This window comes from Halobacillus salinus, assembly GCF_004684905.1.
Lineage (GTDB): Bacteria > Bacillota > Bacilli > Bacillales > Halobacillaceae > Halobacillus > Halobacillus salinus.
On the sequence record NZ_SRJC01000006.1, the window covers coordinates 13,554 to 27,770 of the forward strand.

General features: G+C 45.9%; 17 protein-coding genes. 6 read left to right on the forward strand and 11 right to left on the reverse strand.

Annotation, left to right across the window (positions count from 1 at the left end):
• Positions 1 to 195 precede the first annotated feature (195 nt).
• From E4663_RS16410 to E4663_RS16445, 8 genes are all read right to left on the reverse strand, one after another.
• The gene (locus E4663_RS16410; RefSeq protein ID WP_135328426.1) at positions 196 to 897 is read right to left on the reverse strand and encodes an ABC transporter permease; all 702 of its coding nucleotides are present in this window, start codon (positions 895 to 897) and stop codon (positions 196 to 198) included.
• Entirely contained in the window at positions 894 to 1,733 is an 840-nt protein-coding gene (locus E4663_RS16415; RefSeq protein WP_135328427.1) for an ABC transporter ATP-binding protein, read from the reverse strand. Before E4663_RS16415 ends, E4663_RS16410 begins: the two co-directional genes overlap by 4 nt.
• A gap of 100 nt (positions 1,734 to 1,833) precedes the next feature.
• A complete protein-coding gene (locus tag E4663_RS16420) occupies positions 1,834 to 2,820 on the reverse strand; it encodes a LytTR family transcriptional regulator DNA-binding domain-containing protein (protein ID WP_135328428.1) in 987 nt (328 codons plus the stop codon).
• A 135-nt stretch (positions 2,821 to 2,955) separates the two neighbouring features.
• Positions 2,956 to 3,414 carry a GNAT family N-acetyltransferase gene (locus tag E4663_RS16425; protein ID WP_135328429.1) on the reverse strand — a complete coding sequence of 153 codons (459 nt, stop codon included), beginning with the start codon at positions 3,412 to 3,414 and terminating at the stop codon, positions 2,956 to 2,958.
• 13 nt (positions 3,415 to 3,427) lie between these two features.
• On the reverse strand, positions 3,428 to 3,658 hold the full coding sequence (locus tag E4663_RS16430; RefSeq protein WP_139376848.1) for a hypothetical protein: 231 nt from the start codon (positions 3,656 to 3,658) through the stop codon (positions 3,428 to 3,430).
• An 11-nt stretch (positions 3,659 to 3,669) separates the two neighbouring features.
• Positions 3,670 to 3,858 carry a hypothetical protein gene (locus E4663_RS16435; RefSeq protein WP_135328431.1) on the reverse strand — a complete coding sequence of 63 codons (189 nt, stop codon included), beginning with the start codon at positions 3,856 to 3,858 and terminating at the stop codon, positions 3,670 to 3,672.
• 55 nt (positions 3,859 to 3,913) lie between these two features.
• Complete coding sequence (locus E4663_RS16440) at positions 3,914 to 4,738, reverse strand: alpha/beta fold hydrolase (protein WP_135328432.1); 825 nt, start codon at positions 4,736 to 4,738, stop codon at positions 3,914 to 3,916.
• Positions 4,725 to 5,765 (reverse strand): serine hydrolase domain-containing protein, encoded by a 1,041-nt coding sequence (locus tag E4663_RS16445; RefSeq protein ID WP_135328433.1) that lies wholly within the window; start codon positions 5,763 to 5,765, stop codon positions 4,725 to 4,727. Before E4663_RS16445 ends, E4663_RS16440 begins: the two co-directional genes overlap by 14 nt.
• A gap of 171 nt (positions 5,766 to 5,936) precedes the next feature.
• Here E4663_RS16445 and E4663_RS16450 point away from each other — a divergent pair, with 171 nt between their 5' ends.
• Positions 5,937 to 6,785 carry a PspC-like choline-binding domain-containing protein gene (locus E4663_RS16450; RefSeq protein ID WP_135328434.1) on the forward strand — a complete coding sequence of 283 codons (849 nt, stop codon included), beginning with the start codon at positions 5,937 to 5,939 and terminating at the stop codon, positions 6,783 to 6,785.
• Between the two features lie 42 nt (positions 6,786 to 6,827).
• Entirely contained in the window at positions 6,828 to 7,850 is a 1,023-nt protein-coding gene (locus E4663_RS16455) for a hypothetical protein (RefSeq protein ID WP_135328435.1), read from the forward strand.
• Positions 7,851 to 7,888: 38 nt separating this feature from the next.
• On the opposite strand, the gene E4663_RS16460 is transcribed toward E4663_RS16455, so the two are convergent.
• Positions 7,889 to 8,188, reverse strand: a complete 300-nt coding sequence (locus E4663_RS16460; protein ID WP_135328436.1) for a hypothetical protein — start codon at positions 8,186 to 8,188, stop codon at positions 7,889 to 7,891.
• Positions 8,189 to 8,271: 83 nt separating this feature from the next.
• Here E4663_RS16460 and E4663_RS16465 point away from each other — a divergent pair, with 83 nt between their 5' ends.
• Positions 8,272 to 8,784, forward strand: coding sequence for a DUF3189 family protein (locus tag E4663_RS16465; RefSeq protein ID WP_135328437.1), 513 nt, complete (start codon positions 8,272 to 8,274; stop codon positions 8,782 to 8,784).
• Positions 8,785 to 8,811: 27 nt separating this feature from the next.
• Here the strand turns inward: E4663_RS16465 and E4663_RS16470 are convergent, their stop codons facing one another.
• Positions 8,812 to 10,071, reverse strand: a complete 1,260-nt coding sequence (locus tag E4663_RS16470; protein WP_135328438.1) for an MFS transporter — start codon at positions 10,069 to 10,071, stop codon at positions 8,812 to 8,814.
• An 11-nt stretch (positions 10,072 to 10,082) separates the two neighbouring features.
• Positions 10,083 to 10,670, reverse strand: a complete 588-nt coding sequence (locus tag E4663_RS16475) for a TetR/AcrR family transcriptional regulator (RefSeq protein WP_079478585.1) — start codon at positions 10,668 to 10,670, stop codon at positions 10,083 to 10,085.
• A gap of 228 nt (positions 10,671 to 10,898) precedes the next feature.
• Here E4663_RS16475 and E4663_RS16480 point away from each other — a divergent pair, with 228 nt between their 5' ends.
• From E4663_RS16480 to E4663_RS16490, 3 genes are read left to right on the forward strand one after another with little or no spacing between them, the layout of a single operon-like run.
• Entirely contained in the window at positions 10,899 to 11,597 is a 699-nt protein-coding gene (locus E4663_RS16480) for a response regulator transcription factor (RefSeq protein ID WP_135328439.1), read from the forward strand.
• Positions 11,597 to 13,060 (forward strand): sensor histidine kinase, encoded by a 1,464-nt coding sequence (locus E4663_RS16485; protein ID WP_158290525.1) that lies wholly within the window; start codon positions 11,597 to 11,599, stop codon positions 13,058 to 13,060. Before E4663_RS16480 ends, E4663_RS16485 begins: the two co-directional genes overlap by 1 nt.
• Positions 13,061 to 13,074: 14 nt before the next feature.
• Complete coding sequence (locus E4663_RS16490; protein WP_135328441.1) at positions 13,075 to 14,163, forward strand: LolA family protein; 1,089 nt, start codon at positions 13,075 to 13,077, stop codon at positions 14,161 to 14,163.
• Positions 14,164 to 14,217: the final 54 nt, after the last annotated feature.

Here is a 14,217-nt window from a genome sequence, read left to right on the forward strand (position 1 = left end):
ATAGAATTGGCTTTCAAAATGTCACCTAGAACGCCTCTCTCTTCCCTTTTCCCAATGCATTACGTCGCAAAGGGCAGAGAACAAGCCACTCACGGACATTTCCAGCTCTCTCACGTTTCAAAAAGGCAGATAGAGAACTCTTCTCTTCCCTTTTGCCACTACATTCTATGAAAAAAGGCAGAGAGCCGCCTCAAGTTACTCATCAAACGAACGCTTTTGATACAACCATAACGTCACAACCACCACAAGAGCCGTCCAACCGATCATCCACCCAATAGCTGCGACGATCGTGCTCGTATCAGATGCTTGAAATAGCTGCTCAAACTGATAGTTCGGCATCCATTCAACTACCTTGAACCAGGCATATTCATCCATCAGATCGCGAAACATCGTTCCCATTCCTAATATGAAGATAACCGGTAAGATGAAGATAGAGGACTCCATTAACGATTTAGACAATAATCCAACCAGAGTACCTAGCGTGATGTAAAAAATCGTCATGATAATAAAGCCGATCCATGCTGCAGAAGGGATCGTCATCGGTCCATCGAAAAATTCCAAACTGACCACGAAAACGACGACGCTGCAAAGTACAGATAGTACGCTTTTGCCTGTCAGTATTTCAAGCGTTGTAGCGGGCGACAGCATCAGCCCTCTTAACGTGCCGTTCTCCTTTTCCTCCGCAATAATCGCAGATTGGATATACGTGCCGACCGTCGCGAATGTCATATTCACCATCAAAGGAAGGAAATAGGCCGAATCCATCCCACTTCCTCTTCCAAGCATGAAAGCATAGAAAAGCGGAAGCAGGAATGTCGTCGATACGTACAGGTTCTTCGTTAAGTCTTTGAAATCTTTTGTGAAAATGGCGTAAATCCGCTGAATCGATGTGATCATGCTAGGTTCCTCCCTGTCACTTGAATGAAGACTTGCCCGAGCGTCGGCTCATCTGTATGAATAGATACAATTTGGTCATTCACCATGTAGTCGTGAATCGCTTTGGCACTTTCGCGTGCGTTCTCGAACGTCACGACCTGGCCACCTTTCAGTTCGATCGTAATGATTGGATCGGAGAAGCGTTGGCAAAGCGATACAGGGGCGCCTTCTTCTACAATCCGCCCTCCGTTCAGAAGTGCTACACGATCGCATAGCGTTTCCGCTTCTTGCATATCGTGTGTCGTCAAGAAAATCGTCGTGCCGTTCGCTTTCAACTGCCTCAACCCTTCATGGATGCGTTCTTTATTGATCGGGTCGAGCGCAGCCGTCGGTTCGTCCAGAAATAATAAGTCGGGTTCGTGTAACAGCGCTCTTGCAAGCAGAACGCGCTGCTTCATTCCTTTAGAGAGCGTAGCGGTTTTTTTCTTCTCTACTCCTTCTAAGTTAACGATCTCCAATACTTCTTTCACTCTGCGTATCGGCACCCGATACAAGCTTCTATAAAGGTTCAAGTTGTCTAGTACTGTGAGTCTTGGATACAAATTGCTATTATCCGTCATGATGCCGATTCGCTGAAGTAGATCCGGACGGGTTACGTTACTCACGTCTTGACCAAATACTTCGACGTGCCCTCTATCCGGCTTCAGCTGTCCTGTCAGCATCTTGATTGTCGTCGTCTTCCCCGATCCACTCGGCCCTAAAAATCCGAAGATCTCTCCTTTATCTACCTGAAACTCCAACCCATCCAACGCCGCTTTACCATCAAACGATTTATACACCTTTTCTAAACGGATCATCGTTTTCCCTCCTGTCGTTTCTTCCCATCAAGCGTATCGGATTCAATCGGGCTGCGCCGCTGTTTCCCGATGAGAGGAGGGTAAAAAGCGTTGAATGGAGTCAGGAAAGGTTCAAAATCCCCTTCAAATCGCTCAGTTTATTCTTGGAAAGGGGAATCTGGCTCTTCGTTAGGTCAGATAAATTCAAGCTGTAACTATTTTTCGACCACGTCACGATCTCTCGCACTCGTTGTAGATTGACAAGATAGGATCGATGGCAACGGAAGAATCCGAACGAGGTGAGACGTGCTTCCAACTCCGTCAGAGTCAACGGGCAAGGATACGATTCGCCACCCCCATATAACAGCACCTGACCTTGCTGACTCTCAAAGTAATCAATCTCGGCTGGGTCAAACAGAACAAGCTTATCTTCCAGTTTGGCAGTAATCTTATTTAGTTTGATCGGAGTATGAGAAGACTCTTGTGCTTGGTGTACTTGCTCAATGCCATGGTCTTTCACTTGGTAGACAAGATCAGTAAACGACAGAGCACTCTCCACGTGGTTCGTGAAAAGGACCACCGCAGCTCCTTCTTCTTTAGCTGCCTCCAGAAACGAAACCATCAACTGTTTCGTTTCCACGTCGACATTTTGATCCGGCTCCTCCATGACGATCAGTTTGGGAGACTGGTTATACAACCTGGCTAAAGCCAACCGCTTCTTCATTGAGTAAGAGATATGCTTCACTTTGTTATGTAAGACAGAAGAGAGCTTCACATGTTCTGCGACTTCCTCCACTGATTTAATAGACCCGTGGAGACGTTTGAAGAATTTAAGATGATCCTTTACCGTCAATCTCTCATAGAACCCTTCCTTAGAAAAGACGAATCCAATGTGACCGTTCCTCGAGGTAAGTGCTTCTCCCAACACCTGAATGCTTCCATGTGTCAGCCGCTCCTGACCGAGTAGCATCCCGAGCAACCTCTCTCTGACTTCCAAGTTCGATTGAATAGCGATTATTTCCCCAGGCTGTACCTTCAAATCGAAGCGGGGAATAACAATAGAATCCCGGTTCCTTTTCTCGACTTGCTCGAACGTCAATATTTCCACATTTCGCACCTCCTCTCCCTGTATTATACAGTCATTTCCACTTGTCGACAGAAACTATTTCCGGGGAAATAAAAAAAAGACAGTTGTCATCAAAAAGCTACAACTGCTTCTTCTTGGATCTATTTATGTCGATAGTTAGGGACGATGCCCCTCTTTCCCCGCTTGAATATACCCGTGATAGACACACGTCCCATTATCGGTAAGGTCATTCACTTCGAAGCCGCACTGCTCATAAAAGCTGAAACGATCTGCCGCTGTGTTGGCAAACCAATCCCCGTGCGGTAGTTTCTGTACACATAGAGCGATCAGCTTCTGACCGATGCCTTTTCCCCGGAAATCAGAATGGACGATCAAATCCATGATGGTTGCAGCCATCACCCTGTCCGATATCACCCGAACCATGCCGATCATCTGCTCCTCTTTCCATACGGTAAATGCCCAAGTTGAATGCTGAAACATGAGGGTGTACTTTTCTTTTTGCCACTCCGGAATTTCACCAGTCCAGCCTGCATTCTTAAAAAGATCATGCACATGCTCAGCCGGTACTCCATCTGTCCCTTCGCGAATGATGAATCCATGAAAATATTGATACATACGATCCCGCCTCTCAGCTTTGTCTGTTCATTTTCTCTTTATCTTTGGCAATAGCCACAGACAACTTTTCCTCCATGAAGAACCACGCGATATTTGAAACGAAGAAGTAAATGATCAGAACGGGGAATATTTCTGAGATGGTCTCAAAGCTTAAAGAGCCGCGGATGACCTCTTCGATCACCCGCATTAATACAAGTGCCATAGGAATCAAGATGAGCTGAACAGCGTAAATAATCTTTTTCACAGACAGTTCCATCAGATGAACCCTGCACTCATACCGAGATAAATGCACGTGGAGACGACAAAGAAACCGGCAAAGAAAAGCACCTTATGGAAGGTCGACCAGCTCTTCATCCATCCCCACCGCTTCCGGTCACGGTCCAACCAAAGAAAATCGATGACGACTGCTCCTACAATAATGACGATTGCAAGCAAAAAGTCCAAGCGCTCCACCCTTTCGTTTCATTTGTACAATAATACCATAAAATGGAATTAGAGTTCACCCATTCCGTTGCTCCTGTTGAACCCGTTCCATCCACTCTGCGATTAAACTGTTCAGCACTTCCGCCTGTTCTATTTGGAGATTGTGTCCCGCCGTATCTAGTACGGCGAATGTACCTCTCGGATACTTTTCCATCACATCAAGCGCATCCTTGTATCCAACGATATCGTCCTGTCTACCGAGCAGAAACAATGCAGGTTTATCAAAATTTGTCTGATCCACTTCAAATGAAAACGAATAGCTTTCTTTAACTTTCATAAGAAAGTGCTCATCTGCGACAGACATCCCGCTCACCACTTCTCCTTTGAAACGATCCCAGCTATTCTTATCGAGCGTAACTAGACTGCCACTGAAATACTCCGCTTCTTCTGATGATAAAGAAGCAAGAAACGCTTCATCGGCACGTAGGACACGGTGCTCTGGTACCGTCCTGTGTCCCGCTTCCGGAATAATGACCGGGCAAATGAAAGCTGCTCCTCTCACACGCTCTGGTTGATGCTTGATCAAACCACGAGCTATGTAACCACCGTATGATTCCCCTACCAGCACGTATTCCTGACCTGGAATAACCGCATCGATCCATTCGATAACGGCTTTGAGCATTTCATCGGAATCCTTAATAGCCTCATAATTCTTCGTGGCTCCCATTCCGGGCAGATCGATGTAAAGACGCCTCCACCCGTCCGTATTGTTGAACACCGGTTCCATACAGCCCTTCATCAGCCGGTGATCAGGAGAATATCCGTGTATCATTACGATGGGCTTGCCTTCTTCTATATCTTCGTAGTAGATCTCTGCATGACTTACGTTACAATATGGCATGTCGATCTCCTTTCTTTACGCACTGCATCACTGTATCACCGAAAGAACGTACGTCTTCTAAATAGTCGTACCCCTCTGGTGAACCAAAGCTGTTGAACATCCTTACAGCTACGACATTTTCCTCTGGAATGACAAGGAGCGTCACTCCAGTGTAGCCGAGAATTTGAAAAGATCCTTTAGGGACCTGAGATCCGATTTCAGTTGCAGACGATGGCTGTGCCTGAACGAACCATAAGTATCCGTTTCTCGGAAAATTGTCTCCCAATTCTTCAGGGGATTGCAGAGTGGTGGCTAGCTGAATCAGTTCCTTAGGTACGATCTGTTTCCCGTTCATGCGCCCTTCTTTCAGATGCAAGTATCCCCATAGCGCAAGCTCACGCGCCGATACGTACATATTCTTGTCGTCGCCTTTCGTACTTTGACTCGGTTGCCAATCCGTATCCCCTGGTGTGCGGAGGATCACATCAGCGTTTGTCGGTCCGAGCTCTCTATACCAGTCCGACTGCGTCATATGTAATGGTTCGAACACTTGTTGATGCAAAATCTCAGATACGGTCGATCCTGTCGTCTTCTCTATAATACGAGTAAGTGCCTTAAGACCTATTCCCTCATAACGCCATTCTTTTCCCGGTTCATGGAGGCGCATCGGTTCTTCCGCCTTATCCGTGAGTCCGTGGGTGTGGGTCAGTAAATGACGGATGGTCGTTTCGCCCCACAGCTCTCTGTCCTCTTCTGGAAGATGATCGACGACGAACTCATCGATACTTTCGATATATCCATTGTACACCGCATACGCTGCCGCAAAGCCAATATAGCTTTTTCTCACGGAGGCGACGTGGAATTGTGTATCTGCCTGAATGGAACGGGCATCTTCTCTCTTTGATTGCGTCCCAAAATACTCTTCTAAAACGATTGAATCGTCTTGAATGACCAATGTTGCGGCCCCGCTACCGATGACCTGGTCGTATGTATTCACAACATGATCGAACACTGGACGAAACGCCTTGTTCTCTTCGACTTTAAACATATTCTTCTTCCTCCTCTATTTCTAAGATTCGACAACGGACAGGCATCCCCTTCATTTTTCCAATCTATCCTACTAAAGTCGAATTTTGAAGAAAGCTAGGGAAAACGGTCAGAAAAATGTATACGCATTCGTAACTCTGTGAAAAATGCACGAACGAAGGAGGTGAACCGAATGAACGCGAAGGTGTTGTCTTTCATGATGTTCCTCATCATTTTCTTCCTGTCCTCTGTAAGCGTATCCGCTGCAACAGGTCATGGAAAGAAAGATCCTGGACCACCGCCTCATGCCGAGGAAAAGAAAGAAGAAAAACAAACACAAAACCAACCTCCAGACAAAGCCAATAACGACCATGAACGAAAACCGGACAAGACGGAACGAACAAACCAATCATCGAAAGCTCCCGACCATTCCAATGCCGGCGGTGCATCCCCTGAAGAGCGGAAAGGTCCTCCTGAACAGCAACCGAATAACCAAACGCAAGGACCACCTGAGCATGCTCAGCAGGATACTAAGTCCAAAAAGCACGACAACAAGAAGAAAAAAACGTCGTCAACCAAAGGAAAGTCCAAACAACCAAAAAAGCAGGCGGACAAAGTACATAAAGAGAAAGACCCAAGTCCCGTTGTGAAAAAGAAGCCTCATCCTATTCCAGCATCACCAGAAACCCCTAAACAAACGGAACCCTCTTCTGTTAAGGAGAAAAAGGTACAAGATGAGCAAGCAGAGCAGGATGTTTCGAAAAGGACACCACCTATTCCGAAGCACCCCTCACGCCCTCTATCTCAACCGATCAAGGAAGGCGTAACGCTCCCGACTTCTCCGCACAAGACACTCGGGCAGAACGGAAAGGACCGGACGCCTTCTGACGGACACGTGACGTGGAGTTTCATCCATGCAACGAACGCTGACGTGCAGCCGTCCTTGGACGAAGTGATGGTTTCGCGCTACATCATGTTCCGGAACCAATGGATGAATGCACCACCAGGACAACCGCCGAAACACTCTTCTTTATTTTTATAGATCAGTAAATCCGATAATCTAAAAAACTAAAGGAGAGAATTAATGATGAAAATGAAAACATCCGTATTGAAAACATTCGTAGCAGCAGGTGTTCTATCTGTAGGAGTATTCGCTGGAGGTTCAGCTGTCGACGCAGCTTCTAACCACGGCAATAAAGCGGAGAAGCATGTGGAAGTGAAAATGGAGCAGAAAGAAGCTAAGAAAGAGAAGAAGAACAAGAAGTCTCATTCTATGGCAAGTGAGCGCGCGAGCGAACAAGCTCACAAGAACGCTGCACCAAACTCTGCCGTCCACGCTGAATCAGAAGACAAGACAGAAGAACAGGTAGAAGTAGAAAAAGAAGAGCCTGCACGTGATGCGGAGGAGCCGAAAGTAGAAGAAGTTGAAATGCCAGAAATGGATGAATCAACTGAATCTGAAGAGTCTACGGAAGAGGAAGCTACTGAAGAAGAAAAGGTAGATCTTTCTAAGAAAGCTCACTCTATGGCAAGCGAACGCGCAAGTGAGAAAGCCCACCAAAACGCAGCTGCAAATTCTGCCGTTCACGCTGATTCTAAAGACGAAGAACAATCTGAAGGACAAGAGCCGACAGAGGAAGATTCCGAAGAAATGGAAAGCGAAGAAGGTAAAGAAGAAGATGCTGTTGAGGCTGATGAAGAAGAAAAAGATGATACAGACGTAGACGTTGACGAAGAAGCGAAAGAAGAAGAAACGGATGTAGACGTCGAGGAAGAATCTACGGAAGGTGAGTCATCTGATGAGACTGCTTCTGAAGAAGACGCTACAGAAGACCAAACGTCTGTAGACCTTTCCAATAAAGAGCACGCACAAGCAAGTGAGCATGCAAGCGAACAAGCTCACGAACAGGCCGCTCCAAACGCTGTTCTTCACGCTGATTCTAAAGACGACGAGTCCAAAGAAGAAGCGGATATGGAAGAAGGTAAAGAAGAAGAGGAAGTAGACACGGACGAAGAAGCTTCAGACGATGAAGATGAGTCGACAGAAGCGGAAGAAGAGTCTACGGAAGAATCTTCTATTGAAGACCTTGTAGTAACGGAAAACTAACACAGGATGTCTCCCCATCCTTATAAAAGCCTGGCCCATCATGGGTCAGGCTCTTTCTTTGCTTTTTTCTTTTTATAGGCAATGTAGGAGGTCTTTATAGATGCGTACACTCCTACAGCCGCATTTCCATAGAAGGCACCCATGAAGATTCCTGCCGGTAAGTTGTCGCGATGAGCAAAGAAGATGGAAATAATAAATCCCAGTAGCGAAGCAAGGCTTGGTACAACCGCTTTTGGAATAGGAAACACTTTCTTCAAGATTTGCGTGAGAATCAATATGGTAGGCACTGCCACGACTGCATCCCACACGTTGGTATGGATGATCGGAAACTCCTCCATCTGACACCTCCTCTTTCCTCAACGAATAAGTTCACTAAGCTTCGTTCAATCTAGTATTAGTATGGATGAAGAGAGGGAACTTTATGATTTACATCTACAATGACTTTGCAGGCACACACACGACGTCGATTGCAGCAGCCTATCATCTGAATAAACTGCCCCCTAACCTCCCTTTATCAAAAGAGGATATTCTTCAGATCCCTTATTTCAATGAACTAACTACGAAGGACGCCGGCAAGCTTATTTTTCACGGGACAGACGAAGATGACAATCCTGTTTATACGATTGGTAGGCGCTCGTCTAAAATCGTTGTTCCGGCTTTGAAAGAAATGTGTTTGCTGTTATTTGAGCTATGTGACTTCGAGGAGAAAATCATCTTTTCCAACACGTCCCCCACCGTCCCGTTTGTGATGTCGATCGGTGGACTCCTATCTAGGGGATTAGGTATTGATTCGTTAGGTGTTCCATTATTGGTGAAAGGTACGCAGAAGTGTCACTCCTTGATTCAGGAATTAGTGGAGGAGACGAAACGGATTGGTGCGGAGGAACAGTCTGAAAAGGTAGTGGTGTTGGAGAATAAAGACTTTCACATTTGATCTTTATTCTCCACTTTTATTGATTGATTAATCAATCATTTTTGTTTCTTGATACACTTCCTTTTCTTCCATTCTCTTATTTACAAAAAGAAATAACGTCAGGCCAGCTCCTCCGAACAGTAAATACTTCACCCCCATTGCCCAAGCCGGCATGATAGCAGACAACATGATATCTACAGCACCGATCAGCATGGCAATGTAATAAATGAATTGATGGACGGCTAAGTAAGAGCTTCTTGCCGAATCAGGTGCGAGCTTCCCGAGCATAGCTTGGCGTACGGGAATGTACATAAGCTCTCCAACGGTTACGGCTACCATACTAATGATCAGGATCCATGGTTGATCCGTCCAAGTGAATACGGCATAACCGATCGAATAGATACTGAGGCCAACCCATAATATGAAACGGTCGCTCCACTTTTTCACTGCCCATGCAATAAGTCCCGTTGCGAAGACGACGAGCAATGTATTCTCTGAGCGCAGAATTCCAAGCATATGGACACCATCGACCATCACTGCTCCTTCTCCCCATGGAAAAAGTGGTTCCGACTCGATTGTGTCTGCTAGGTGAATCGCTATAAAGTTGGTAAGCTGCTCTTCCAATGACAAAATGCAGACGCCCGCTGCAAGGAAGGCAAGAAACAGCTTGTCGAGAAAGACGACTTGATAATTTTTGATCATGGAGACAGGTTGAGTGTTTTCTTGGTGGGATTTTGTGTAGGTTTCTAAGATGAAGAACAGCGTAATGAACGCAGATAGGAAAGATACGGCACTGATCGCTATGAACAGTTCGAATAAATACTGTTGAAACAAGACCGCACCGATGACTCCTGCGATCGCAGATGACAAGTTCGTGATCCAATAGAGCAAGGTGAACACGTAGCGGCGGCTGTCTTCCGTCGTGACATCTAGTACCATCGCCTGGGAAACGGGTGTCAGAACACCGCCGGCGAACATGACCAGAATAAAAACAGCATAGGTCGCGTATGGGAGGTCGAGCCAAGGGGAATTGAATCCCGCAATCACGAGAAAAGCGATCCCCGTTCCGATCTCAGCGGAAACCATCAACTTCTTCCTTCCCCACTGATCAGAGAAATGACCACCAATAAGTCCTCCTGCGATACCGACGAATACTAAACTGACAAGCATCAGCCCAGTCGTCGTCTCGCCCACCTTCTGAGCAAAATAAACCGTCAGAAACGGCATCACCATTAGATGGGCAAACTGTGAAACAAACTGCGTCACCATTCGGATTTTCAAATTCGGATGCAGGTCACGGAATTTCATAGACTCCTCCTTCACTGCTTCGGTCCAAACAACAGATACGCATGATCCATGAACATATTCCAGCTCGGAAGCTGATCGATGTCGTCAATCGTCGTCAGCCGCACCCCGTTAATGTAGGCGAGGTATGTTATCGCTACGTTATTTGGATCTAATTCAATCAGCACACCTTGTTCCTGCCCTTTTCGAATCAACGGTTCTAACGACTCTTGGAACTCCTCCGTGAAATCATTCAACTCATTAAATAGATCTGCAAAGCGGTCACGTTGCCCAATCACATACTGTACCATTCTGGCGTACGTCCCTTGCTGTGCGAAGTACGTCATATGCAACTTGATCGTTTCTTTGATTTGAGCGGCTACATCGTCTTGTTCCTCTGCCTGTGATAGAAGCACAGCCTTCATGTCTTCAAGTGGCTCTAGGACAGACGCTTCGAACAAGGTATCTTTGTTCTCGAAATACGTAAACACCGTACCGAAGCTAACGCCTGCTTCTTTGGAAATGTCTTTGATGGTTGCTTTCGAATACCCGTTTTCTGAGAACAATTTAATACCGGCTTGAAGAATCTTCTCCCGTTTCTCCTCCGATTTCTGAATCGCCATCTAATCTCTCCTTTTGAATGATTGATTAATCAATCATATATTAACTCAACCTACAGATTTTGTAAACTCCTGAATGAGTGTCATTCATTTCTTAAACTACTATAGAAAGCACAGACACCAATGATATTGTAAAATTTAGAAGGGCTTCCGATAATTATAAAGGATTTATTAAATTTCCATCCATTCCTACATAAGCGACTACAATAAGAATTGTGAAAGGGGCAGACCATGGTTTCCATTTTACTAGTAGAAGATGACAAAGAAATCGCGCGAATTGTTCAAGATCACTTAAGAAGACAGGAAATGCACGTCACGTGGGCATCGACAGGTAAAGAAGGTTGGGAAGACTTTCAATCCACCTCCTTCGATCTCATTCTCGTTGACCTCATGATGCCGGAGATGGACGGCTTCCAGCTGTGCAAAAACATCCGTTTAAAAAGCGAGGTTCCGATTCTTATTATCAGTGCGAAGCAAGAAGACGACTCGAAAATTAAAGGGCTCGGACTCGGGGCCGATGATTATGTGACAAAACCATTCAGCTTGGAAGAATTGACGGCGCGCGTCCAGGCGCACCTCAGGAGATACCACCGCTATCAAGGAATCGAGCAGCCGACAAAGCTTTTCTCGTTTACGGAAGGGCTTGTGGTCGACGTTGAGCACCGAACTGTTTCAGTAGATGAAAAAGAAGTCATGCTGACGTCTAAAGAATTCGCTCTCTTGCAACTGTTCATCACCCATCCCCTCCGCACTTTTTCAAAAGCGGAGCTATACGAACATGTATGGGGAGAAACGAATTTAGAAGGCAACAACACGGTCAACGTCCACATCAAGAGTCTCCGGAATAAACTCGGAGAACAGTTGAAGCAGCCGAAGTGGATCGAAACCGTTTGGGGCACAGGCTATCGCTTTATCGGTGGGAACGGTTAATGAAAGTAAGAACATGGTTGATCATCACCTATTTGGTTGTCATGCTCCTCCCACTTGCTGCTGCTTACGGATTCTTTGTCTTAATCCAAGAGTGGGACCGGTCAAAACGGATTGCGGACACGTTTGAGCTGACCCAGCAGATCCAAGGGATAGAAGATGGACTTCAAGATCCGGAACTATATGAAATGCAGCCATTATCCAAACTAGAGTCGAAGCTTCCGAACCGTGTTTCAGAAGCTGGCGTGTCGCTTGAGCTCTATCGCTCTGATGCGGTGAGAATCTATTCTTCTGAAGCAACCAAGCAGTCTATTCAACAAATCAACCGCTCTCAACTGATGGAGAACTTGTACCAATACGATTTAAGCTATCATTCTCTTACCGTGAAGAAACCTGTATTCGAAAACGAACAGATCATAGGAGTCTATGAACTGAGTCTCGACCGTTCCGAATGGGTGAGTGGCGTGGAAAGCAGAAGAACATGGATCGTGACCGCGTTCATTGCTTTTTTCATTACGGTGTACGGCGTAATGATTTGGCTTTTACAACGAAAGTTGAACCGTCCATTGAACGAATTGATGCTCGGTATGTCAGCTTTCGCTTCCAAGCAAAAAATCGTCTCTTTCCCAACTAAAAGAAAAGACGAAATCGGTCAGTTGATGCATCATTTCGAGAAGATGCAGACACAAATCGAATCGGCACAAGCAGAGACCAAGCGCGAGCAGGAAGAGAAACAATTGATGATGGCTTCTTTCTCTCACGACATCAAAACGCCGCTTACCTCGCTGCAGGCTTATGCGGAAGCATTGGAAAACGAAGAGTCACTCACCCCTCGCGAACGGAAAGATTATATGCAGATTATCAAGCGTAAATCCGTTCATTTAAAAGGCATGATTGAGGACTTGACCACTTACGCAAAACTGCAGTCCAACCAATACGAAATGCCGCTTACGAAGGTGGATGCAGAAGAGTTCTTTGAAATGGTGTTTGAGGGATATGACGAGCTTGCCCGTAGGCAACACGTCACGTTAATAAAAGAAATGAATATCACCGGTTTCTGTTACATGAATGCTCAACATATGATCCGCTATCTGGATAACTTGATGAGCAACGCCCTTCGCTATACACAGGCAGACGGCAGGATCGGCTTAGGAGTCATCGGTAAGGATGCGCTTCTTCCTGAATGGATCTTTCAAGAAGCACATTCTGAATTGGAAGCATTCCGTGACGGAAGTGCCCTCCTGCTCATTCAGAACGACGGGCCTCCGATCAGCCAGGCACATATCGATTCGGTCCTCACTCCTTTTTACCAAGGAGAACAGGCTCGTACTTCTGACGAGTCGAAACACGCGGGACTTGGTCTGAGCATCGCTAAACAAATTGCCGAGAAACACGATGGAGAAATGAAGCTTTGGTCATTCGAACAGAGAGGGACCTTGATCGTGATGAGGTTTCCGCAAATATAAAGGAGTGATTTAAGATGAAGAAATTATGGATGAGTACACTCGTGATCAGCTGTGGATTAGTTTTAGGTGCGTGTTCTGCAGAAGAAGCCGCTAACTATTCCCCTGATCAAATCGTCGCAAAAGCAGTCGCAAAGGAAAGTGCTGTGAAAGGATTCCATATGAAAGGTCAGATGGAAGTCTTCAAAGGGGAAGAACAAATCGATGACTCGACGATCGAGCAATGGACAGATAACGAAAACAACAAGACGAAGATTATTACAGAAGCAGCGAACGGGGATATATCGAAAACCCTCAATGATGGGGAGAAGATCATCAGCTACTCCGCCCTGCAAGACGCTGCCTTCGAAATGGATGCACCCGAAACAGAAGAAGGAGCCGCCACTCAAAGCCAGCGTGCCCAAATCGAACGACGACTCGAGCAAACACGGGAAACACACAATGTGGAGCTGATCGGGGAAGAAAAATGGAATGGGTTCGATACGTACCACATCAAAGCCGTCCCTAAAGAAGAAGGTGAAGGCTTGACCGGAATCGAAGAATACTGGCTAACAACCGAAGACTGGTTCATCGTCAAATCCGTTACAGAATCCAAGGATATGAAAGTGAATTATTCCGTGTCAGAACTTGAGATCAATCCTGAGTTTGATGCAAGCACCTTCGAAATCGAGCTACCGGAAGATGTAGAAGTGAAGCCTTTTGAAGAAATGAACCCGTCGACAGAAGTTACACTCGAAGAAGCCGCTTCAGACTATGGCAAACCACTGCTCACCGTAAAAAATGATTCCTACAACGTCGAACGGATTGAATCTTTTTACATGCAAAGTTTTGACCGCACGGAAGTAAGTCAGGAATTTCATAAGGACGGATTCCTCCAATTCACACTCAGTTCTTTCGAGTCTCCGGATGAAAGCTTATCGATGGGGCTAGGCGAAGAAGAAGAGTTGGAAGTACGCGGAACAGATGCCGTTTATTCAGAAGATGTCATCACGAACCTTGTCTGGGATGAGAACGGACTACGTTACTCTCTTCTCGTTCAGAATCCAGAGATCTCGAAAGAACAATTGCTGAAAATCGTAGAAAACCTACAACCAGTGAACGAGTAAAAAAGGGGCTTCGGCCTCTTTTTTGTCGAAAAAAATGCACCTTGGACAACCAGT